Below are 20,788 nucleotides of genomic sequence, written 5' to 3' on the forward strand. Positions count from 1 at the left end.
TCTCGCACCCGACGGTATGCGCCTTCGGCGCTGCGAGCACGTTCCTGGGCGCGCTGCACCGTCATGCGCTGCTCCACTTCCGCGGCCCGTGCTTCTTCGTATGCTGCGGCTAGCTCATCGCGAACGGAATGTTCCACGGTTGGCCGTGGCTGCTTTTCAAACTCCGTCACCGCTGCCGCCGCAGTCGCCACTGCCGCTGCAGCCTCCGCCACTCGATTCTCGCTCTCTGCCACCGCACCCCGAGCGCGCTCCTGCTCGGCTTTCGCAGCTTCCACCTGCGCTGCGGCACGCTGCCATTTCGCAGCGAATTCAGCTCGGGCGCTGTCCGCCTGCCGCAGCTGTCGATACAGTTCCGCGGCACGAGTTTTGGCTTCCTGCACCGCCTGGCGAGCTGCCTCCCAGCGCTGTTTCGCGTCTTGCACCACGGCTGTTGCGGTGTCGAGCTGGGCCGTGACGGTGTCGTATTCCGCCCGCACTTCAAGAAGGGATTTGCTGGTGGCGGATCCACCAACCGCAGTGTGCGGGGTCACAATTTCACCGTGCGACGTGGCAATTGTGAAGTGTTCGAGGTGGCCGGAGAGGGTTGCCGCGAGCCGCTGTGCAGAGGCGAGATCGGGCGCTAAAAACGCGGTGTGCAGCAGCGCCTTGACTCCGGATGCGGCAGTAATCACTGATTCGGCGTGCACCGCGCCAACCGCGACGAGCGCCTCAGCTATCTGCGGTGAAAGCTGCGCTGCGGTCGTGGCGGAGTCTATTTCCGGGGCAGCCGTCGCCAAAACCACTTGCACGCGCCCGAGGTCCGCCTCCGCCGCGTGCTGCAAAACCCGCGTTGCAGCGGCTTCATCTGCAACCAGCAGGGCGTCGCCAAGCAGCAACCCCAGCGCAGCGGTGTGTGTTGCGTCAGCTTCTACCAGCGTCGCGACCTTACCGTGCACGCCCGGGAGCCCCGCGGCGATTACCGCGTCGCCGCCATCGTGCTGCCCCAGCTGCGCCGCAAGCGCGGTGTGTGTTGCCTGTAACGCAACCTGGTCTCGTTCGGCACGGTGCAGGGCTGCCTGCAGCTGGTCCCGCTCTGTTTCGAGCCGGGTTTGCGTCTCGCCGGCAGCGTTATATGCCTGTTCCAGATCGCTCGCTGCTGCGGTGGTGGATCCGCCCGCCTGCTCCGCGGTTTCTAGTTCTTTGAGGGCTGCTTCCGCCTGTTCGAGCCGGCTAGTCGCGGCACTGGCGGCAGTTTCGCGCCGACTGTGTTCGGCCTCGCGCTCTTGCTGTCTACGGATCGCGGCGGCGTGTTCCCCGCCAAGTTTCGTCAGCTGCATTTCGTAGGCGTTAAGCGCTGCGGCGGCAGCGGCGATCTCTTTGTCTACAGCGTCTAACGCTTCGCGTTTGTGCTGCACGGCGATGCTGGCTGCGGCGTGGGCTTCGCGCGCCTCTGGCACTAGCGCTTCGAGACGCTGCAACTCGGCGCTGACGCGATCCACATCGGCCTGCGTCACCCGGTTCGGAATCACGGTTGGTTCGTCTTGCCCCGCCAAGAATTGCAGCCGCTGCTCAGCCTGCGACTGCAAACCCTGCAGACGTGACTGTGCCGCCTCAAACTCAACCACGAGGCGACGGGCGGCGTCGAGCTGCTCAGTGTGTTCTTGCTGTTCAAGACTGGTGATGCGCTGCTGCTGCAGTTCGTATTTGTCTTGCAGAGCACCGCGCGCTGCGGCACGTTCTGCTGCGGCCCCGGCGAGGTCTGCGATTTCTGCTTGCACGGAGGTGATATCGTCAGCCAGCAAGCGGGCTTTGGCGTCACGCAGGGTGGCGGCGATGGTTTGTGCTTCGCGCGCTACTTGCGCCTGTTTGCTCAGGGGTTTAAGCTGCCGCCGCAGCTCAGTTTCGAGATCTTTGAGGCGGGTGAAATTGGTTTCCATCGCCTGCAGCTTGCGCAGGGTGCGTTCGCGCCTGCGGCGATGTTTCAGAATGCCGGCTGCTTCTTCAATAAAGCCGCGGCGTTCTTCGGGGCTGGCACGCAGCACGCTGTCAAGCTGGCCTTGCCCCACTATCACGTGCATTTCTTTGCCAAGGCCGGAGTCGCTGAGCAGCTCTTGCACGTCAAGCAGCCGGCAGGTTTCGCCGTTGATAGCGTATTCACTGGCGCCGCTGCGAAACAGGGTGCGGCTGATGGTGACCTCGGTGTATGCGATTGGCAGCGCACCGTCGCTGTTGTCGATGGTGAGTTTCACCTCGGCGCGGCCGAGCGGGCCGCGGCTGGCGGTGCCGGCGAAAATGACGTCTTCCATTTTGCCGCCGCGCAGGGTTTTTGCGCCCTGTTCGCCCATCACCCAGGCGAGCGCGTCGAGCACGTTTGATTTGCCCGAACCGTTGGGGCCGACGATTGCAGTAACTCCCGGCTCGAAACTAAACGTGGTTGCCTGTGCGAAGGATTTAAATCCTTTCAGGGTGAGGCTTTTGAGGTACACGGTTTAGCTTTCGAGTCGGTAATGGTTTGTAGTGGGTGAGCTGACAAGCGAGCGCCATTCTACGCGATGCAAGGCACAGCGCAACCGCAAGGTGTTGTCTTTAGTTTATAGTGCCAGCTAATTTATAGTGCCCTCAACGCTGCTGATATCTGTCTCGCAGGTGGCGAGCGCCGCCAGCATTGCGGTGAGCGCGGTGACAATGTCAGCAAGCGGCATGCTCGGCTCTCCGGGGTGAGCTGCGGCTTGCTCTGGCAGGTATGGCACGTGGATGAAGCCGGCGCGCACCGGTAGTTTTGTGGTCGCGATGTGGTGCAGCACACTGTACATAATGTCGTTGCACACGAAGGTGCCGGCGGTGTTTGAAAGCGACGCGGGAATACCTGCGTCACGTGCTGCTTTGGTCATGGCTTTAACCGGCAGCGTGGTGAAGTATGCGGCGGGGCCGGCTGCGGCAACAGGGGTGTCTAGGGGCTGTTCACCAGCGTTGTCTGGGATGCGCGCATCTCGCAGGTTAATGGCGACGCGTTCCGGAGTAACCGCGTTGCGGCCACCCGCCTGCCCGACGCACACCACAGCGTCAGGGTTTTCAGCGGCGATAAGCTTTGCGACTTTCTCTCCCGCAATCCCAAACACGGTGGGTACTTCGGCGGTGACGATTGTTGCTCCTGCTATTTCTGCGGGCAGTCGCTGCACGGCTAGCCCTGCAGGGTTTACGGCTTCGCCGCCGAAGGGGTCAAACGCGGTAACCAGAATCTTCATGCTTCAAGATTAGCAAGCTGCTTTTCACGCCATACGGTGTCCCGATTAGTATCACCCGAAGCGTGCGCATCGCGACGCAGCAGCTTAAAACCTTCCCGCTCATAGAAAGCGGCTGCCCGCAGGTTGCCTCCTACATGCTCGGTGAGCAAGGTTTTACTGCCCTCAGGCAAGGCGGCGATAATCTGCTGCAGCAGCTGCGCGCCCAGCCCGCGGCTGCGCAGATCCGGCGCTACATACAGGCGCCACAGCACCGGCTGCCCCTCATGAGTACCCCACTCAGCAACACCCACAATCCGTTCAGCTGTATTCGCTGCGCGGTCTTCCGCAGGGGCAACGGCGACAAACACATTTTTACCGTTAATAGCCTGATTGAAATAATTTTCAGACCACCACTCTAGAAACGCTGCTGCTGCTTTTTCACCGATAATAGGCGCATAAAAACTCGGCACATACGCTGCACCAAATTCCACAAGCGCGGGAACATCCTCGATAGTTGCAGCACGAATTTCATACATATTTAACAGTCTACAACGATAGATTGCTCTACACTAAACATATACTTTTACTTCCCCTGTTAAGGAAAACAACTTGAGCACTGAAACTAATTCACGGCGCATTGTGGCGCTGCTCGCAAACCCGCAAACCCGCAAGGTCTTTGCGCGGCTGCTGCTAGGCGAGAATTTCGCGGTGGCGGCATCTGATTTGAAAGCGAAACAGTTTGTTAAACTACAAGCAGGTTTAACTGATTCCGCAATTATAGACGCCGCAGGAGCTTTAAACGAGAGTGTTTTTGCTGAAATGCTCGCGGCAAACCCCGCTAAGAAACGTGAAGGCATCGATAAGTGGGTGCGGGAAGGGCGGATCCACCGCTATCCGATGAACCCTGCCGAGCGTCGGGAATTATTACAGTGGGTTGCTCGCCAAGTGCTAAAACCCGGCGAGGTGATTAACGAGGCAGAGATTAATCATCGGCTGCGACAGTTTGACGATGATTTTCCGGCACTTCGACGCTACCTGATTGATTTTGAACTGGTTGAACGCACCCGCACCGGCACAGAATATGCACTCGTTACGGATATCTCTGCCGCGCGTGAGTGGCACTAAAACCGCATCGATACGACAAGTGCCGGGTTCACCCAAACTTTTGAAGGGTAAACCCGGCACTTATTCGATATATATGCTGCGCTAGCCAAACGTGTTTACACAGCTAGGTGTTCTCCCCGGTCACAACAAAAGTGTTTTTAAGAGCAAACCAAACGAGGCTGCCCAACAGCGGGAAAACGATGATTACCACTACCCACAGCAGCAGATGCAGTTTATCCATTCTGCTTCTGGAGTTGTAAAGGCTTACCAGAGCAGCAATCATCAGGATGAGCAAGATTGCAATGCTTGCAATCCAAGCAAGGTTGTAATTCATAGGAAAAGTGTCTGACATCTTTGCCTCTCTTTCCGATAATTTTTAACCGGTAAGCACATCATATATCGAAAAAAAAAAGAGATTTCAATACATTTTTCATCAGGCCTTAACGGCTCTACAATTTACGCTGCCGACGCCGCACCCTGGTCTAAGACATGCGAAATAACCCCCGGTACTGCATCGCGAATCATGCGGTAGGTGATCTGGAAATCTTCCCAATCACCGTACCAAGGGTCGTAAATCCCGAAATTTTCGAACGGTTCGGCCGCAACCTGCGGGTCAAATTCTCGCATTAGACGCACTTTGGCGCTGTCATCAGCAGTCTTCGCCATGCGCTTCAGAGCGTGATAGTGCGGCAGATCCATCGCCAAAATCAAATCGTAGTGAGCGAAGTCTGCGGGCTGAAACTGTTTGGCGCGGTGGCTGCCTGAGTCAATGCCGAGCTCATCAAGAATCAACTTAGTGCGGCGATCGATTGGGTTGCCGCGCTCCTCATCAGAAATACCGGAGGATGCGACCTCAAGCTCGGCGCCCCGCTCTAGCGCCGCGACTCGCAACAAGTACTCCCCGAGCGGTGAACGGCAAATATTGCCGGTGCAAACTGTCATAATACGCATTAAGCCGTTCCTCCCTAGTTTGCGCTGCTTTTCTGCTCGCGACTTGACTCACTGACTGCCCGCGCTTTCGTGAGGCACGTAAGCACTAACAGGCTCCGCAGTCTAATTCTAGTCACTGCGCAGGCCAAGTCGCACAGAACTCCGCATTAACAGCCGCACAATCGCAACCGTGCTACCAGCGACGCAAACCGCCACTGCTAGCAACGAGCGCAGCACTGAAGCACAAAATGTAAAACACTTTTGACATTAATGTCAAGCACTCTTGACATCAATGTAAAGGATGCTGTACATTTTAGGTGTGAGTTCGCCCACCCAATGAAGTGAACCAATTACCGCTTAAAGTTTCCGTTTGAAAGGTAAAATCATGAACACTACCCACGGGCCGCAAGAATTGTCGTCGGCACTGCCGCACAGCATAAACGCTACCCAAACTGACCGCATGCACGGGGCAATGCGACGCTACTCGATGCGCCTCGGCAGCGGCATGGCGCTTTACACGGTTTCCCTCCTCGTTGCGATTGTGCTGCGGGGCGCCGGCATCGGCGACTGGCTGCCCGCCCTACTCACACTGCCGAGCGTGGTGATTATCGCGTGGGCAGTTGCCGCGCTTTACCGGGATTCAGACGAGTTCGGGAGGCGCAAACTGGCCGAGTCTTTCGTGCTCGCATTCGCGATCGGAGTGCCAATTCTGTTGACGGTTGGGCTGCTGGAGGCTTTCGGGGGCCCACATCTGAGCTGGCTGTTTGCCTTTGCAGTGATGATGGGCAGTTGGGTGGTTGGATCCACCGTCGCAATCATCCGCTACCGGTAAAGAGGGAAAATACGTAACAATATCAGAGAGCGCCGCACCGAGCTGCGCTGGTCGCAGGCAGAGCTCGGCGCCAAAGTAGACGTGTCGCGGCAAACAATTATCGCCATCGAAAGTGGCAAGTACGACCCGTCGCTGCCGCTGGCTTTTAAACTCGCTGCGGTATTCGGGGTGCAGATAGAAGACCTGTTCATCCCCGATACGTCGGCTGGCATTATCAAGCCTGAGAATTAATCGAGGCGGCGCTCCGCGCACGCTCATTAACCTCGCGCGCGGCACGGTTTGCTTTGGCGGTCGCAACCAAAACCCAAATAATCATCCAACCGCAAGACACTACGACGGCACAAGCGATGAGGTTTTCGGCCGCCACTTGCGTAACCGTGCCGAGCATAAACAACACCCCGAAGACGATTCCCGCTACCGCTCCCACAGCACCGCCAGCACCGCCAACAATCATCGATTTTGCACCTGCCCGGTGGCCGGCAATCCAAGCCTCATCAGACGCGAGCGTCTGCCGAGTGCGCAGCCCCGCGAGGTAATTGCGCGCGAGCGTGCCCCGCTCGCTCAAACGCCCCAACCACACGATCAGCAGACTGCCAGCCAGCAACACCGCCGCACCGATAAGCACTACCACAGCTTCTGTCATAGGAATATTTTACGCTTTTCTGCCCAACACCGAATTGTCACTTTTGCGAAGTTACGCGCAGAACAAAACCCGCCCAGTTACCCGGGCGGGTCTGCCATCACACTTATCTTGCCGCGAACTAGACGTTAAACCGCCACTCGCACACGTCGCCGTCTTGCATCACGTAATCTTTGCCTTCCAGCCTCGCCTTGCCGGCAGCGCGCGCAGCCGCCACTGAGCCGCACTCCACCAGGTCGTCGAAGGAGATAATCTCGCCCTTAATGAAACCCTTTTCAAAATCGGTGTGGATCACGCCGGCCGCCTGCGGCGCGGTGCAGCCCTTGCGGATAGTCCAGGCGCGCGCCTCTTTTGGCCCGGCCGTCAGATAGGTCTGCAGCCCAAGCGTGTCAAAACCGATGCGCGCCAGCTGATCCAGCCCGCTTTCTTCCTGCCCGACTGATGCGAGCAGCTCCGCTGCGTCAGCGTCGTCAAGGTCAATCAGCTCGCTCTCCAGCTTCGCGTCCAAGAAAATCGCTTTCGCCGGAGCCACCAGTGCCGCCAACTCATCATGCCGCGCCTTATCGGTGAGCACCGCCTCATCAACGTTAAACACGTACAGGAACGGTTTCGCGGTGAGCAGCCCGAGTTCTTTAATCGGCTCCAGATCAATATCGGTGGCGCTCAGCAGCTTACCCTCGTTCAGCGCTTCCTCCGCGGCTTTCGCAGCAGCCATTTTCGCCGGGTCAAGCTTGCGCGCCTTCAGCTCTTTCTCAAAACGCGCCATCGCTTTTTCCAGGGTTTGCAGGTCTGCGAGAATCAGCTCAGTGTTGATGGTTTCCATATCGCTTGCTGGATCCACCTTGCCGTCAACGTGCACCACGTCGTCGTCACTAAAGCCGCGCACCACCTGCGCAATCGCGTCTGCCTCGCGAATGTTTGCCAGGAACTGGTTGCCGAGCCCCTCGCCCTCGCTGGCGCCACGCACAATGCCCGCAATATCGACGAAGGATACCGGCGCCGGCAGGATCCGCTCACTCCCAAAAATTTCAGCGAGCTTCTCAAGCCGCTTATCAGGCAGATTCACCACCCCAATGTTTGGCTCGATGGTCGCAAACGGGTAGTTTGCGGCGAGCACCTCGTTGCGGGTGAGCGCGTTAAACAGGGTTGATTTTCCGACGTTCGGGAGACCGACGATTCCAATAGTTAAAGCCACAGAGCTATTCTACTGGGTTTGGTGGATCCGATTCCACCGGCTCCGAGTTTCCCGCGGCTGCATATTTCCCGCGGGCACCCCAGCCGTAGCTCAGCCGAACGGATAACAGCTCCACGGATAACAGCTCCACAAAAAACAGCGGCGGGGCACACAGCTTAACTGCGCACCCCGCCCGGTTCGGTTTGATCGCGTTACTTCCGCTGGCGCTGCTGCAACACGGCGAGCACCTTTTCTTCGGCGTCAACGCCAGGCTTAATACCGCCCGGAACTCGGAACATGAAGAACAGACCCGCTGCCCACCACAGCCCGAATACCAGCCATGATTGCCAGCCGATTTGGCTGCCCGCTGGCATGCCCGGGATGTAAAGCGCAACCAGGAAAACAGCCACAGCGATTGCTGCGTAGCCGATGATCAGACCAAAGTTGCCGCTGCCGCCGACGCGTAGCGGGCGTGGCATTTCTGGTTCTCGTTTGCGCAGCACGACGAAAGAAATCATCACCAGCAGGTAGGCGATAACAATCATCGGCGACCCCGCGTCCACAACCCAAATCAGCGCTGGACGCCCAAAGAATGGTGCCAGGGTGGCGAATGCACCCAGGAGCAGCAGCGCATTAACCGGGGTTTTGTACTTCGGGTGTACTTTACCCAGCCATGCTGGCAGCATCCCGCCACGAGCCAGGGAGTAGAGCAGTCGCGAGGCGCCCATTTGCAGGGAGTTCCAAGAGGTGATGATACCTGCGATACCAGCGGCGACCATAATGGTTGGCATCAGGGTGTTGCCGTTAAAGAGTGCACCCAGAGCGTCAGCTGCTGGGAGGTTTGCCTCTGCCAGTTCTGAGTCGTCAAGCGCAACAGACACGGCAAGCACAATCATGACGTACCAAGCCGCAGCAATCAACACGGAGATAACAGAGATTTTGCCGATTTTACGCGGGTTCATGTTTGCTTCTTCGGCGGTCTGCGGAATCACGTCAAAGCCCACAAACATGAACGGCACGATAACCATTACCGCAAAGAAGCCAGCTGTTGCCGAGCCGGGGTCGGTGGTGGTAAACAGCGGCTCCATTTTTGCTGGCTCCCCACCAACGAAGGTGCCAACGAGCAAAATTGCACCGATTGCGAAAATAAAGATGACAACGAAAGTCTGCACGAAGCCCGCGATTTTAGCGCCGAGAATGTTGATAATGGTGATAACGATAGCCGCGATCGCCCCCACCAGCGCCCACACCAGGTAGACATCGAAGCCCGCGATGTTGTAAAGCTTGATGTGCTCCAGGTTAATCACGTAGCCGAGGGCTCGCGGCAGCGCGACCGCCTCAAAGGCGACAACTGTCGCATACCCGCCAGCGATTGCCCAAGAAGCAATCAACGACCAGCGCGGGCCGAGGGCTCGAATCACGTAATTGTGCTCGCCACCAGCCTGTGGCATCGCAGCCACCAACTCTGAGTAAACTAGCGCCATCAGCGCCATCATGATACCGCCCACGGCAAACGCCAGGGCTGCTCCCATAGAGCCGGCGGAGGTGATCCACTCACCAACCAAAACTACCCAGCCGAAACCGACCATCGCGCCGACGCCAAGCGCCAACACCGTGCCGGGACCCATCGTCTTTTTTAGTTCAGAATGACCGTGCAAATTTTCATTCATATCTTCCCCACGCTTCTTTGCCTGGCTCCTTACAGAGCACCTTTACGCTGTGCATTTAACACATTACAGAAAACCGCGACGTAATTTTCAGTCTCTCCTAAAAAGAAATAAACCTGTAATTTTTAGCCAGAATCTATTTTTCTACGCTGTGAGCAGTCTTGAGCAAAGTTGTCATGGTTATCGGGCAAACTTAAAGCATGACTCTTTCGGTTTTTTCTGCTGTTATTTTCGCACTGCTTGGCGGCGCTGTGCTCGGGGCAGGTGCCGCTTGGCTGCTGCTGCAGCGACAAACTCACAATAAACTCGCGGCCGCGCAGACAGCGGCGCAGCGAGAGCTAGAGCTGGCGGTGTCGGGCGCGCAGCTTGCTGAACGCACCGCCACCGCAAATATGCGTGAAGAGCTAGCAGCGCGAAACGCAGAGATAACCCAGCTTGAGGGTCTCGTTGCTGCCCTCCGTGATGCCAACGCCAAGCAGGATGCCCACAACGCGGCGGATAATCAAGTGTTGCAACAGCTAGCTCCGGTGGCGCAACAGCTGCAGGTACTAAGGGAGCGTGTGGAAGGGCTAGAGCAGCAGCGCGCAGCACAGCACGGCGAACTTGTGGGGCAGCTGCAGCAAAGCGCGCAGGCGGAGCAACATCTGCTCAGCACTTCACAGCAGTTGGCGCGGGCTCTGGCCGCCACCAACACGCGCGGGCAGTGGGGTGAAAGCACACTGCAACGACTCTTTGAAGCAACCGGAATGCAGGAGCATATCGACTTCACCACCCAGAGCACGCTGCAGAATAATTCGGGCTCTAGTTTACGCCCTGATTTTCTGGTGCATTTACCGGGAGAGCGTGTTATCGCTATTGACGCTAAGGCACCGCTCGCGGCGCTGCTTAATCTCCCTGCATCAGCGACCCCCGCAGAGCTCAAACAAGCACAACAAGCGCACGTTGCGGCACTGAAAAAGCACGTAAAAGAGCTGGGTGGGCGTGAGTATCAGAGCAGTTTGCCAGACAGTCTCGACATGGTGCTCGCATTTATTCCCAGTGATGATTTGCTCGGGCATGCTTTTGCGGCCGATCCGCAATTGCACGATTACGCTTTCAGCCACAAGGTAATGCTGGTCTCTCCGGCTACCCTCTACGCCACCCTCAAAGCTGTGGAGCACAGCTGGCGCAAGCATCAAATCAGCACCGAAGCGCAGGAGCTGCACGCGCTAAGCACTGAACTTTACAAGCGGCTAAGCTCTATCGCTGAGCATCTGACCCGACTTGGCAGCTCGCTAAGTAAAGCCACCGCAGATTACAACGCACTGCTGGGCTCCATCGAAAGTAGGTTTTTGCCAACTGCCCGCCGTATCGAAGCGATTGATGCGGCACTGCTCAGCGACACCACAAAAAATTTGCCGGGGCAAAAAATAGTTCAGGCACCACGGTTGCCCGCAGCGCCTGAACTAAACACAGAAACAAACTAGCTACCGATTAGCGTTAATAGCATCTAACAAGGTCTGCATCTGCGCAGGGTCATTTAACACCGCAAGCGGAATAGTTGCGGTCATCGCGACCACAATAAACCCGGTTGTCACCAACACCGCAAGCAGCCCGGCACTCAGCGGCGCCCAAAACGCCAACTTCCGAGCCCGTAAACGGGAAATAGTGAACAGCAACGTCACCGCGTATAGCGACAAAATCACCAAAGCTCCAACCTGGCCAGCGGTCGTCACCCAGCTTGGCACGGTTAGATTATGCTGCGGTAGCGCCGCCACCATTTGATGCATTTGCTGCGGCAAAAACAGCAGACTCTGCCCCAGCGTCAAAGCACCAAAAGTAGCGACAGCAAGCAGCAACACCGTTACCGTAAAGTCTTTACGATACGGTTTGCGGTTACCTGCCTGCGCAGCCGCAGGCCGTGTTTCGACTTCTGCGGCACGCTCCTCCAGCCGGGCCGCAAACCGGTCAGCAAAACCCTTTCGCTCCGACTGCCGCCGCGAGTTCCCGATTGCCACCGGCAGCGCAGCTTTCGTTGTTTCCTCAGGTTGCGCAAGTTTCACAGGCGGCACAGGAGCCACTGGTACACCAGGCAAGTCATCCGACTCGGCAGCAGGGGCAGATGACTCTGGTGCCGCTGGCCCTGATTCCGTAGGCGCCTCCGGGACCTCGGAAGGTGCTGGATTCGCTGGGGAGGTTGTGGCAAAATCAGCCGGCGCGGGCTGCGCAGGCACGGTGTCCGGCGCGGCGGCCGGCGCAGGCTCCCCGGTCGGCGCCGCGGCCGGAGCAACTACCGGCTCAGGCGCTTCACCGCGCAGCAACTCCTGCGCGGCGCGGCGATCCACACCCAAATTATGCGGCACCCCAGGCAAACGCTGCGGCACTTCGCTGCCCTGTGTGAACTGAGTCTCTGCAGTCATTAAGCGCTGATTGACTTCCCAGCTGAACCCAGCTGCTCAGCAGCCTCAACTACACGACGCGCCATTGAAGCCTCAGCGGCGCGACCCCAGGCACGTGGATCGTACTGCTTCTTGTTGCCAACCTCGCCGTCAATCTTCAGCACCCCAGCATAGTTGGTGAACAGCGAATCAACCGCGCCGCGGGTAAAAGCGTACTGGGTGTCGGTGTCGATGTTCATCTTGATAACACCGTTACGCACCGCCTCCGCAATCTCCTCCGGAGTAGAGCCAGAGCCGCCGTGGAACACCAAATCAAGGGGTTTTTCGCCGGTGCCGTACTTCGCTGCCAGGCCATCCTGAATTTCCTTCAGCAGCTCAGGGCGCAGCTTCACGTTGCCCGGCTTGTAAACACCGTGCACGTTACCAAAGGTCAAAGCGGTCAGGTAGCGACCCTTCTCGCCCAGACCAAGCGCTTCAACAGTTTCGATAGCGTCTTCCAGCGTGGTGTACAGCTGGTCGTTAATCTCGTGGGTCACGCCATCTTCCTCGCCGCCCACAACGCCGATCTCAACCTCCAGCACAACACCCAACTCGTTGCACAACGGCAGCAGCTCTTTGGCGAGCTCCAGGTTTTCAGCCAGCGGCACAGCTGAGCCATCCCACATGTGTGACTGGTACAGCGGACCCTCGCCGCGTGCCACGCGCTCCCGGCTGACCTCAAGCAGCGGCTTCACCCAGGTCTCAATAAGTTCTTTCTGGCAGTGGTCGGTGTGCAGCGCAACGGTTACCGGGTAGTTCTTAGCAACCTCCTCCGCGAACTTCGCGAACGCAATCGCGCCGGTCACCTTGTCTTTAATGGTGTGGCCGGAGAGGTATTCGCAGCCGCCAAAGCTGACCTGGATAATGCCGTCTGAGCCAGCTTCGGTGAGACCCTGCAACACCGCGTGCAGAGTCTGGGTGCTGGAGACGTTAATCGCCGGATACGCATAGCTGCCAGCCTTCGCTGCGTCGAGCATCTTGCGGTACTGTTCTGGTGTTGCTAGTGGCACTGTGGCTCCTTCGCTGTCGGCACTGCCGGGAAGCAGCGCGGTGAGGCGGATCCGCTGCCAATAAAACAGCAGATACCCAAGCCCACGCCGTCGCGGGGCTATTTTTAATTACATATTTTATCTGTTGCAGCTGCTTTTCGGCTGCAAAACTGTGCATTTTGGAGTTTTGCTGCGGGCCGCAACAGTTTTCCTGGATAGGCTTGTTACAACATCACTTTTACAGGAGGAAAGCAGGAGGAAAAATGCTTGAAACCCCTGAACTAAGCGACTGGCAGCCAGACCGTAACCTGGGCCTAGAGCTGGTACGCGCAACAGAAGCAGCAGCGATTAAGGCCACCCCATTTGTGGGGCGCGGCGATAAGAATGCCGCTGATGGAGCTGCGGTTGATGCGATGCGCCGTTTCCTCTCGTCTGTGACCATGAACGGCACCGTGGTGATTGGCGAGGGCGAAAAAGATGATGCTCCTTGGCTCTACAACGGCGAACAGGTCGGTAACGGCCTTGGCGCTGAATGCGATGTGGCGGTGGATCCTATCGACGGCACCCGCCTCACAGCGGAGGGGCGCCCGGGCGCCCTCAGTGTAATCGCGGTAGCTGATCGCGGCAGTATGTATGACCCCTCAGCGGTGTTCTATATGGATAAACTAGTGTGCGGCCCCGAGGGTGTGGGCATTGTAGACATTCGCAACCCGATTGGTGAAAACATTCGGGCTCTGGCACGCGCTAAGGGCGTAGATGTCTCAGACATTCGTGTTGCAGTATTGGATCGGCCCCGCCACCACCAGCTCATCGCCGACATCCGGGCGGCCGGCGCCGGCACAGAGTTAATCATGGACGGCGACGTGGCTGCGGGCGTAAACGCAGCCCGGTTCGACTCCCGGGTGGATCTCGCGGTCGGCATTGGCGGCACCCCCGAGGGCATCATCACCGCCTGCGCGGTGAAAGCGCTCGGCGGCGTAATTCAGGGACGACTGTGGCCAAAAGATGACGAGGAGCGACAGAAGGCGCTTGACGCGGGTCACGACCTCGACGCGGTGCTTGACCAGAACACCCTGGTGCGCAGTGACAATGCTTACTTTGTGGCAACCGGTATCACCTCCTCCGGCTTTATCGAGGGCGTGAAGCGTCACGGCCCATACCTACGGGCAGAGAGCATCGTGCTGCGATCACACTCCGGCACCATTCGCCACGTGGTTTCAGACATGCGCGAGGATCGCTGGGGCGTCTAACCGCGCAACAGGGTCGCTGGTAGCCGCGCAAATGGGGCGCTGTGTTGGTTGTTACAACTGACGCAGCGCCTTTTCGCGCTGTGCACTCAGCTCAGCAACGGTGAGTTGCCCCGGGGCACTCGTCTTAGTTAGTGCCGCAAAAGTAGCGGCCGAACCGTAATCATTATGCAGCCCCCGGGTAACCTGCCCCAGCTTCCCCATCGCAATCGCGATGAGCGATCCGTCAAACTCTGGGGCCACCTCTCGAGCAGCGGCAGCAAGCACAGCGACATCGGCTGCAGTGTGCGGTGTCACAGCCACTTTCACTACGGCGGACTGCTTCCCACATGCTGCAGCTGTGAGCCGACGCAGCAACGCCACAAGCTCCTCCTGCCTCGCGGTGCCCGCCCAGTCGTGGTGCGACAGCACAACCGTAATTCCGCGGGTGGCCGCCAGAGCTGCAAGCTCTGGGACGCCGTCACGCCGGTGCTCTAAATCAATTGCGGCAAGCGGTAACTCAGCCAACTCGGTAACCAGTCGCTGATAGCGGCTTGCAACAGCGTCAAACTCACCCCCGCCCTCCTGCCGGGTGCGGACAGTCGCCAAAATCGGCACCTGTAAGCGCTGCAACTGCTGCCACACAGCGCCGCACCGCGCCACGAGCGCAGTGTCAGCACTGTCATCTAAGCCCGGTTGCTCTAAATAATCCACCCGCCACTCTACGGCCTGAAATGCGTGCGGGTCGGCGGCGAGCGCAGCTTCTCCCGCGGCTACGAACTCGGCGGCTGCGGCGACGCTTGTGGGCATTGCGGGCACTATCACCGCGGCGAGGCGGGCGGCGCGATCCGCCAAAAATTCATGTTGCAGAAACGGCAGGGGTTTAAACGCCACAGCCTGCGCAGCAGGCTGAGTCGCGGGCATACCAGCAGGCTGAAACGCATGCGGAGGCTGCGGCGCGGACTGCGTGTCTGCCGCTATCGGTTGAGAAAGCCCGGTTTGCGGCTCCGGGGCGGTGGGTTCTGATGGCACATTTCAAGTGTACGAGGTATGGCAGCGTCCGGCCACGCACCGCAGCAACAGCAAGTAGAATTGAGAACAGTCGCCACTGCTTTTTGCCGCTACTACTTTTCAGGAGTTATTTTGTGCGCAGCGCCGAGCTTCCAAGATTCTGCCAAGCCTAGTCCCCGGGAGCAAGCGGCTGCGCAACACCCTGTTGCCGCGCCAAGCCGGGAAAATCCACTCTCTGTGGCGCAGATTAACACCCACCTGCAGCGGCACATTGAAACACTGGGGGCGGTGTGGGCGGAGGGAGAACTGACGGAATGGAACCTGCGGCGAATGCACTACTACGGCAAACTCCGCGACCCTGAAACACAGGCAACGTTACAACTGGCCCTGTGGCGTAATCCCAAACTCGGGGGTAAATTCACTGCCGGCGACAAGGTAGTGCTGCAAATTGCCCCAAATTACTGGGTTCCGGGAGGCACCCTGAGCTTCGTGGTGCAGCAGATGGAACACCGCGGGCTGGGCAAACTGTTGCAAGAGCTTAACGAACTGCGCGAAAAACTCACCGCCGAGGGCTTGTTTGCGGCGGAACGCAAAAAACCGCTGCCTTTCTTACCGCACTGCATCGGGCTGATTACCGGCAAAGATTCTGACGCCGAGCGCGATGTGCTGGTAAACGCTAAGCGCCGTTGGCCGAACGTTAATTTCCGTGTTGTGCACACTGCAGTGCAGGGCGAACGCACTGTGGCTGAGGTGATTGCTGCGTTACAACAGTTAGACGCAGATTCAGCCGTTGACGTGATTGTGATTGCGCGTGGTGGCGGCGACTTTCAGCATCTGTTGCCGTTCAGCGATGAATCGCTGCTGCGGGCGGTTGCGGCGACAGCGACCCCGGTGGTTTCGGCTATTGGCCACGAACCTGATCACCCCCTGCTTGATGAGGTTGCGGATCTGCGAGCCTCCACCCCAACCGACGCGGCAAAGCGCATTGTGCCGGATGTTGCCGAAGAGTTTGCAAATCTCACGGCGGCTCGCTCACGCCTTTACAATCATGTGCTACAGCGGCTCAACACCGAAATGTTACACCTTGCCAGCTACCGCTCACGCCCGGTGCTCAGCAATCCGGAGCTGCTCATCTCGCAGCAGCAGGTTGAGATTGAACGGTGGGCTAGCCGCGCCCTGGAGCTCACCGAGCGCCGACTGCACGATGCCACCCGTGAGCTGCAAGCCAATCGCAGCAATCTGCGGGCGCTTTCCCCGCTCGCAACGCTGCAGCGCGGCTATGCTGTGGCACAGTTATTAGACGGCACGGTGGTTCAAAATCCCCAAACAGCGCCCGCTGGCACCCCTCTGCAGTTACATCTTGCGGGCGGTAAGCTGCGGGTTGTCGCAGAATAATTTTTACAGCGCTGCTGAGATATGGTTCACTAGTAGTTATCGGGTTTTTATAACCGTGGCTATAACTTATGGGGAGCTCACAAGTGACCACCGTTGATGCTTCGCAGCGCGCTGCGAAACAACCAGCTGTTAGCCTGCTGTCTAAACTGCGGCAAGCGCTAACCAGCTCCGTTTTTGTTTCGATTGTCGCTGCTTTTGTGGTTGGCGCGATTCTCATCGCTGCCACTGGCCAAAACCCTATCGCCGGCTATGCCGCTATGTTAAACGGGGCTTTCGGCACCGGGTTGGGCCTCGCTAACACTATCAGCCGCGCCGTTTTGATTATTTCTTTCGGTATCGCGACTGCGGTTGCTTTTCGCGCCGGTATTTTCAACCTCGGCGTGCAGGGGCAGGCGGTTGCCGGTGCGCTCGCGGGTGGCCTCGTGGCGCTGTTCATGCCAGGCCCAGGGCCGCTGGTATTCGCCATGGCGCTTGTGGTCGCGGTGCTAGCCGGCGCACTGTGGGCCCTGATTGCAGCGGTTTTACAAAACGGCATGGGAGTCCCAATCCTCATCTCCAGTCTGCTGCTCAACTACCCGATTCAGTTTTTCTCCAGCTGGTATATTCGCACCCAGCTGCAAGACCCCACAACCGATATCGCCGGCAGTAAAGAGCTGCGCAGTGATGTGCTTTTGAATTATTTTGTGCCGCGGGATTCAGATCTAGCAGCCACTCTGCGGGAGCAGTTTGGCAGCCGCAGCATGATTACAATGGTGCTCACAAGCGTTAACTGGTCACTGTTGCTGGTAACGCTGCTGGTGCTCTTCGTGGTCTTCTTAAACAGTCGCACCAAATACGGCTTTGAGTCTGGCCTTGCCGGCCAAAACGCTGAGTTTACCCGCTACGGCGGGGTGAAGCCAAGCATGATGGTGGTAAAAACTATGGCTCTCTCAGGCGGCATGGCGGGCTTTTCTGGGGCGCTTTTGGTGCTTGGGCTGCCTAATATCCGCCTGCTTGACGGCCACGTGGTCAGCACCGGCTATGCTTTCACGGCGCTGCTCGTCACCCTGCTGGCAGTTTACAAGCCGATCGGCACCGTGGTTTCCGGCATTTTCTTCTCCGCGATTATCGTGGGCAGCACCGCGATGGGTAACGAGCTGGGGCTGTCACCGCAGATTTCCGCTATTATTCAAGCGCTGGTAATTATTTTTATCGCTTTCAAAGTGGCACTGCCACAGTTTAAGAAAACTAAAAAAGCTCAGGTTAAAGGGGCAGCGGCATGAACTTCTTAAGTGTGATTGATGCGGATCTGCTCGCCAGCGTGCTGCGCTCCCTGATTCCTATCCTGCTGGCGGCTCTCGGCGGTATGATTTGCGAACGCGCCGGAGTTTTCAACATCGGTCTTGAGGGCATGATTCTAATTGGCTGCTTTGGTGCGGTCGCCGGGTCCTTCTTCTCCGGCAGCTGGCTGGTCGGGGCTCTGGTCGGGGCGCTTGCCGGTGCCGTGTTCTCACTGATTTTGGGTTACGGGGCGATTTACCGCGGCGGCGACCCGATTGTTTTGGCGATTGCCATGAACCTGCTGGCTATCGGCATCACCGCGTTCTTGATTATGAGCGTGTTTGGCGTGACCGGGGTTTTCAAAGATCCGGGCATTGCTCCGATTCCGGTGTGGGAGATTCCGGTGCTTTCCGGCATCCCTTATCTCGGGGAACTGTTCAAACTCACTCCGGTCGGCTATTTTGCGCTGCTCTTGGCGCCGGCGCTGTGGTTCATGCTGTTCCGCACCCCACTGGGGCTGCGTCTGCGCGGCGTGGGCGAGCGGCCGCTCGCAGCTGCCACCCTCGGCGTTAATCCCCGCTCTTACCAGCTCTGGACGGTAGTTTTCTCTGGTGCCCTGGCCGGTCTCGGTGGCGCACAGCTGGCAATCGGCAACGTGCAGGAATTTACCGAGGGCATGAGCGCTGGGCGCGGCTGGATCGCGGTCGTAGCTGTAATGCTGGCGCGAGCACACCCACTGGGCGTGCTGGGCGCGGCGCTGCTGTTCGGCTTTACCGACGCTTACGGTTTCCGCATGCAGGGTCTGGGCTGGCCACAGCAGCTCACCGACGCGCTGCCTTACGTGGTAACGCTGGTAGCGCTGCTGCTAATGTCCCATCGCCTACGCAAGGCTAAGAAAACCGAGCTCGCTTAATGCCGGAACAGCCTCCATCGCAATCGGCGACAGCGGACACCGCGGCCGCGGCTCAGCTGCTACCCGCAGAGAGCACATCTACTCCGGCAGTCCAGACACCAACAGCAATTTTGCCAGCAGCTGCGGCAGAGCTCGCTAAGCGGCTCCGGCTTGAACCGCTGCCTCACGAGGGCGGAATGTTTCGCAACACCCTCGCAAGCGATGTCTCCAGCGCGATTTACTATCTCCTGACTGCGGGTGATTTTTCGGCGCTGCATTCCCTCACCGCCGCCGAGGTTTACCACTGGTATGCCGGTGATCCTTTGGAACTGCTGGTGCTGTTGCCTGATGGCAACGGGTACACCACGGTTGTGGGCGATCCGCTTGCCGGATTCGAGCCGCAAACAGTGATTCCCGCTGACGCGATTCACGGTTCCCGCAGCCGCGGCTCCTGGACCCTAGTAGGAACCACTATGGCACCCGCGTTCTCCTGGGAAGGTTTTGCGCTGATTGATCGCGCCACCGCACTCACCCAATACCCCGAGTTTGCGGAGCTCATTACCGCGCTCACCCGTCACTAAAACGCGGCAGCCTCCCCAGAGCTATCACAACCCGGAGTTACCAGCCCCTGCATTTTCCCCGCGCAGCCGCCACCGCGCCCTAGACCGTCTCCGCCGCAGCACTCCCCGCAGTACCACCAGCCGCAGCAGCAGCCTGTCGCAACCGCTTAGCGCTAGCGGCTGCACGCTGTTTAATATCTGCCGCGTCAAGCGTCAGGTACTCGCCCTCACTAAACACATGGCGGCCACCGATCCACACCTCAGCGACATCACGTCCACTGGCCGCAAACACAATGTGCGACAGCAGCGACTCGTGCGGAATCGCGTTAACCCCGGTAACATCAAGTGCCACAATGTCAGCGTTCTTGCCAACTTCAAGCTGCCCGCTCTCCGGGAAGCCAATCGCGGCCGCGCCGCGTTTTGTCGCAACCTCAAAAACCTGTGCCGCGGTCACCGCGGTAGGGTCAGTGCGCACACCGCGATGCAAAATCGCGGCGAGCTTCATCTCTTCAAACAGATCCAGCGAGTTGTTGCTCGCCACGGAGTCAGTGCCGAGGCTCACCGCCGCATCCGCAGCCAACCACTCCGGCAGCCGCGCCACACCGTTTCCCAGCTTCAGGTTTGACACCGGGTTGTGCGACAATGCCACCCCTTGCTTCGCAAACATCGTAATCTCTGCATCCTGCAGATACACACAGTGCGCTGCCAGCACTTTCGTCTCAAACAAGCCCAGACTCTCCAGGTAACTCGCGGGATGCTGCCCGGAACGCTCCAACATGGTCTCTGTCTCCGCTGGCGATTCCGCAATATGGGTGTGGATCGGCACTCCCGTGCGCTTCGATCGCTCAATGACCTCCACAAAAAAGTCGCGCGGCACCGAGTACGGGGCATGAGGCCCGTAATTAACCAGAATCTGCCCTTTACTGTTGTGCTCAGCTGCCAGCTGGTCAGCGAGATCCATCTCTTCGCGTGCGCTTAAAGCGGTAGCACCCGGGAACATAATCACCTCCGGTGCCACCGACGCGAAAGCTGCGGCGACCCGCATTCCGGAATCGGCTACTACCTCAAGCAGTGCCGCGTCCCAGTAGTACATGTCGGCGAACGCCACAGTGCCGCTGCCGATCATCTCCAACAGCGCCAGCTCCAGCCCAGCACGGATATCGTCGTGGGTGAGATGCTGTTCCAGGGCTTGCACCTCTGACAACCACGGCATAAAACCGTAATCGTCACTCACCCCGCGCAACAAGGTCATTGCAGAGTGGGTGTGCCCATTCGTGAGTCCGGGAATGAGGATCCGCCCAGCCAGGTCATGCACCTCGCTGGTGGCAGCGACCGGCCCCAGCTCGCCGCGCTTTCCGACAGCGGTGATTTTGCCGTCAGCAAAGCGAATTTCCGCATTTTTTACAATTTTTCCGGCCGTTACCAGGGCATCAGCGTAGAGCACAGTTTCCATACGTCTACCCTACCGCAGAGCCCCGCACAGTCACC

At 58.5% G+C, this 20,788-nt stretch carries 21 protein-coding genes; 9 read left to right on the plus strand and 12 right to left on the minus strand.

The annotated features are described in order from the left end of the window. From F5897_RS06345 to F5897_RS06355, 3 genes are all read right to left on the minus strand, one after another. A partial coding sequence (locus tag F5897_RS06345) for an AAA family ATPase (RefSeq protein WP_183304902.1) occupies positions 1 to 2,465 on the minus strand: 2,465 nt, incomplete at its 3' end. Positions 2,466 to 2,582: 117 nt separating this feature from the next. Next, entirely contained in the window at positions 2,583 to 3,224 is a 642-nt protein-coding gene (gene pcp, locus F5897_RS06350) for a pyroglutamyl-peptidase I (protein ID WP_183304903.1), read from the minus strand. Next, the gene (locus tag F5897_RS06355; RefSeq protein ID WP_158608090.1) at positions 3,221 to 3,739 is read right to left on the minus strand and encodes a GNAT family N-acetyltransferase; all 519 of its coding nucleotides are present in this window, start codon (positions 3,737 to 3,739) and stop codon (positions 3,221 to 3,223) included. Before F5897_RS06355 ends, pcp begins: the two co-directional genes overlap by 4 nt. Before the next feature lie 73 nt (positions 3,740 to 3,812). On the opposite strand from F5897_RS06355, the gene F5897_RS06360 reads away from it, so the two are divergent. After that, positions 3,813 to 4,328, plus strand: a complete 516-nt coding sequence (locus F5897_RS06360) for a DUF2087 domain-containing protein (RefSeq protein WP_183304904.1) — start codon at positions 3,813 to 3,815, stop codon at positions 4,326 to 4,328. Positions 4,329 to 4,431: 103 nt separating this feature from the next. On the opposite strand, the gene F5897_RS06365 is transcribed toward F5897_RS06360, so the two are convergent. Further along, positions 4,432 to 4,641, minus strand: coding sequence for a PLDc N-terminal domain-containing protein (locus F5897_RS06365; protein WP_183304906.1), 210 nt, complete (start codon positions 4,639 to 4,641; stop codon positions 4,432 to 4,434). Positions 4,642 to 4,763: 122 nt separating this feature from the next. Beyond that, positions 4,764 to 5,258 carry a low molecular weight protein-tyrosine-phosphatase gene (locus F5897_RS06370; RefSeq protein ID WP_246332274.1) on the minus strand — a complete coding sequence of 165 codons (495 nt, stop codon included), beginning with the start codon at positions 5,256 to 5,258 and terminating at the stop codon, positions 4,764 to 4,766. Between the two features lie 364 nt (positions 5,259 to 5,622). Here F5897_RS06370 and F5897_RS06375 point away from each other — a divergent pair, with 364 nt between their 5' ends. After that, entirely contained in the window at positions 5,623 to 6,069 is a 447-nt protein-coding gene (locus F5897_RS06375; protein ID WP_124825028.1) for a hypothetical protein, read from the plus strand. 21 nt (positions 6,070 to 6,090) lie between these two features. Then, on the plus strand, positions 6,091 to 6,300 hold the full coding sequence (locus F5897_RS06380; protein ID WP_425485653.1) for a helix-turn-helix transcriptional regulator: 210 nt from the start codon (positions 6,091 to 6,093) through the stop codon (positions 6,298 to 6,300). On the opposite strand, the gene F5897_RS06385 is transcribed toward F5897_RS06380, so the two are convergent. The 3 genes from F5897_RS06385 to F5897_RS06395 form a co-directional block, all read right to left on the minus strand. Continuing rightward, the gene (locus tag F5897_RS06385) at positions 6,284 to 6,712 is read right to left on the minus strand and encodes an SdpI family protein (RefSeq protein ID WP_183304907.1); all 429 of its coding nucleotides are present in this window, start codon (positions 6,710 to 6,712) and stop codon (positions 6,284 to 6,286) included. The genes F5897_RS06380 and F5897_RS06385 overlap by 17 nt on opposite strands. Before the next feature lie 118 nt (positions 6,713 to 6,830). Beyond that, positions 6,831 to 7,904, minus strand: a complete 1,074-nt coding sequence (gene ychF / locus F5897_RS06390; RefSeq protein ID WP_183304909.1) for a redox-regulated ATPase YchF — start codon at positions 7,902 to 7,904, stop codon at positions 6,831 to 6,833. A gap of 191 nt (positions 7,905 to 8,095) precedes the next feature. Next, positions 8,096 to 9,553, minus strand: coding sequence for an APC family permease (locus F5897_RS06395; protein ID WP_183304910.1), 1,458 nt, complete (start codon positions 9,551 to 9,553; stop codon positions 8,096 to 8,098). A gap of 197 nt (positions 9,554 to 9,750) precedes the next feature. Here F5897_RS06395 and F5897_RS06400 point away from each other — a divergent pair, with 197 nt between their 5' ends. Then, positions 9,751 to 11,016 carry a DNA recombination protein RmuC gene (locus tag F5897_RS06400; protein WP_183304911.1) on the plus strand — a complete coding sequence of 422 codons (1,266 nt, stop codon included), beginning with the start codon at positions 9,751 to 9,753 and terminating at the stop codon, positions 11,014 to 11,016. On the opposite strand, the gene F5897_RS06405 is transcribed toward F5897_RS06400, so the two are convergent. Next, positions 11,017 to 11,949, minus strand: coding sequence for a DUF6264 family protein (locus F5897_RS06405; protein ID WP_183304912.1), 933 nt, complete (start codon positions 11,947 to 11,949; stop codon positions 11,017 to 11,019). It lies immediately after the preceding gene. After that, positions 11,949 to 12,977, minus strand: a complete 1,029-nt coding sequence (gene fbaA / locus F5897_RS06410) for a class II fructose-bisphosphate aldolase (RefSeq protein WP_124825021.1) — start codon at positions 12,975 to 12,977, stop codon at positions 11,949 to 11,951. Before fbaA ends, F5897_RS06405 begins: the two co-directional genes overlap by 1 nt. A gap of 242 nt (positions 12,978 to 13,219) precedes the next feature. On the opposite strand from fbaA, the gene glpX reads away from it, so the two are divergent. Continuing rightward, positions 13,220 to 14,206, plus strand: a complete 987-nt coding sequence (gene glpX / locus F5897_RS06415; RefSeq protein ID WP_124825020.1) for a class II fructose-bisphosphatase — start codon at positions 13,220 to 13,222, stop codon at positions 14,204 to 14,206. 51 nt (positions 14,207 to 14,257) lie between these two features. On the opposite strand, the gene F5897_RS06420 is transcribed toward glpX, so the two are convergent. Continuing rightward, positions 14,258 to 15,214 carry a type I 3-dehydroquinate dehydratase gene (locus F5897_RS06420; protein WP_183304914.1) on the minus strand — a complete coding sequence of 319 codons (957 nt, stop codon included), beginning with the start codon at positions 15,212 to 15,214 and terminating at the stop codon, positions 14,258 to 14,260. Positions 15,215 to 15,430: 216 nt separating this feature from the next. Between F5897_RS06420 and xseA the strand changes: the two genes are divergently transcribed. The 4 genes from xseA (at position 15,431) to F5897_RS06440 (ending at position 19,321) form a co-directional block, all read left to right on the plus strand. Further along, positions 15,431 to 16,588, plus strand: coding sequence for an exodeoxyribonuclease VII large subunit (gene xseA, locus F5897_RS06425; RefSeq protein WP_343048843.1), 1,158 nt, complete (start codon positions 15,431 to 15,433; stop codon positions 16,586 to 16,588). A 68-nt stretch (positions 16,589 to 16,656) separates the two neighbouring features. Then, complete coding sequence (locus tag F5897_RS06430; RefSeq protein WP_183304916.1) at positions 16,657 to 17,850, plus strand: ABC transporter permease; 1,194 nt, start codon at positions 16,657 to 16,659, stop codon at positions 17,848 to 17,850. Next, positions 17,847 to 18,761 carry an ABC transporter permease gene (locus F5897_RS06435; RefSeq protein WP_124825016.1) on the plus strand — a complete coding sequence of 305 codons (915 nt, stop codon included), beginning with the start codon at positions 17,847 to 17,849 and terminating at the stop codon, positions 18,759 to 18,761. Before F5897_RS06430 ends, F5897_RS06435 begins: the two co-directional genes overlap by 4 nt. Further along, positions 18,761 to 19,321 (plus strand): cupin domain-containing protein, encoded by a 561-nt coding sequence (locus tag F5897_RS06440; protein ID WP_183304917.1) that lies wholly within the window; start codon positions 18,761 to 18,763, stop codon positions 19,319 to 19,321. Before F5897_RS06435 ends, F5897_RS06440 begins: the two co-directional genes overlap by 1 nt. A gap of 79 nt (positions 19,322 to 19,400) precedes the next feature. Here the strand turns inward: F5897_RS06440 and F5897_RS06445 are convergent, their stop codons facing one another. Beyond that, positions 19,401 to 20,753, minus strand: a complete 1,353-nt coding sequence (locus F5897_RS06445; protein WP_183304918.1) for an amidohydrolase family protein — start codon at positions 20,751 to 20,753, stop codon at positions 19,401 to 19,403. Positions 20,754 to 20,788 lie beyond the last annotated feature (35 nt).

Origin of the sequence: Canibacter oris (genome assembly GCF_014197205.1) — a bacterium.
In the GTDB taxonomy this organism is placed as follows: Bacteria; Actinomycetota; Actinomycetes; order Actinomycetales; family Microbacteriaceae; genus Canibacter; species Canibacter oris.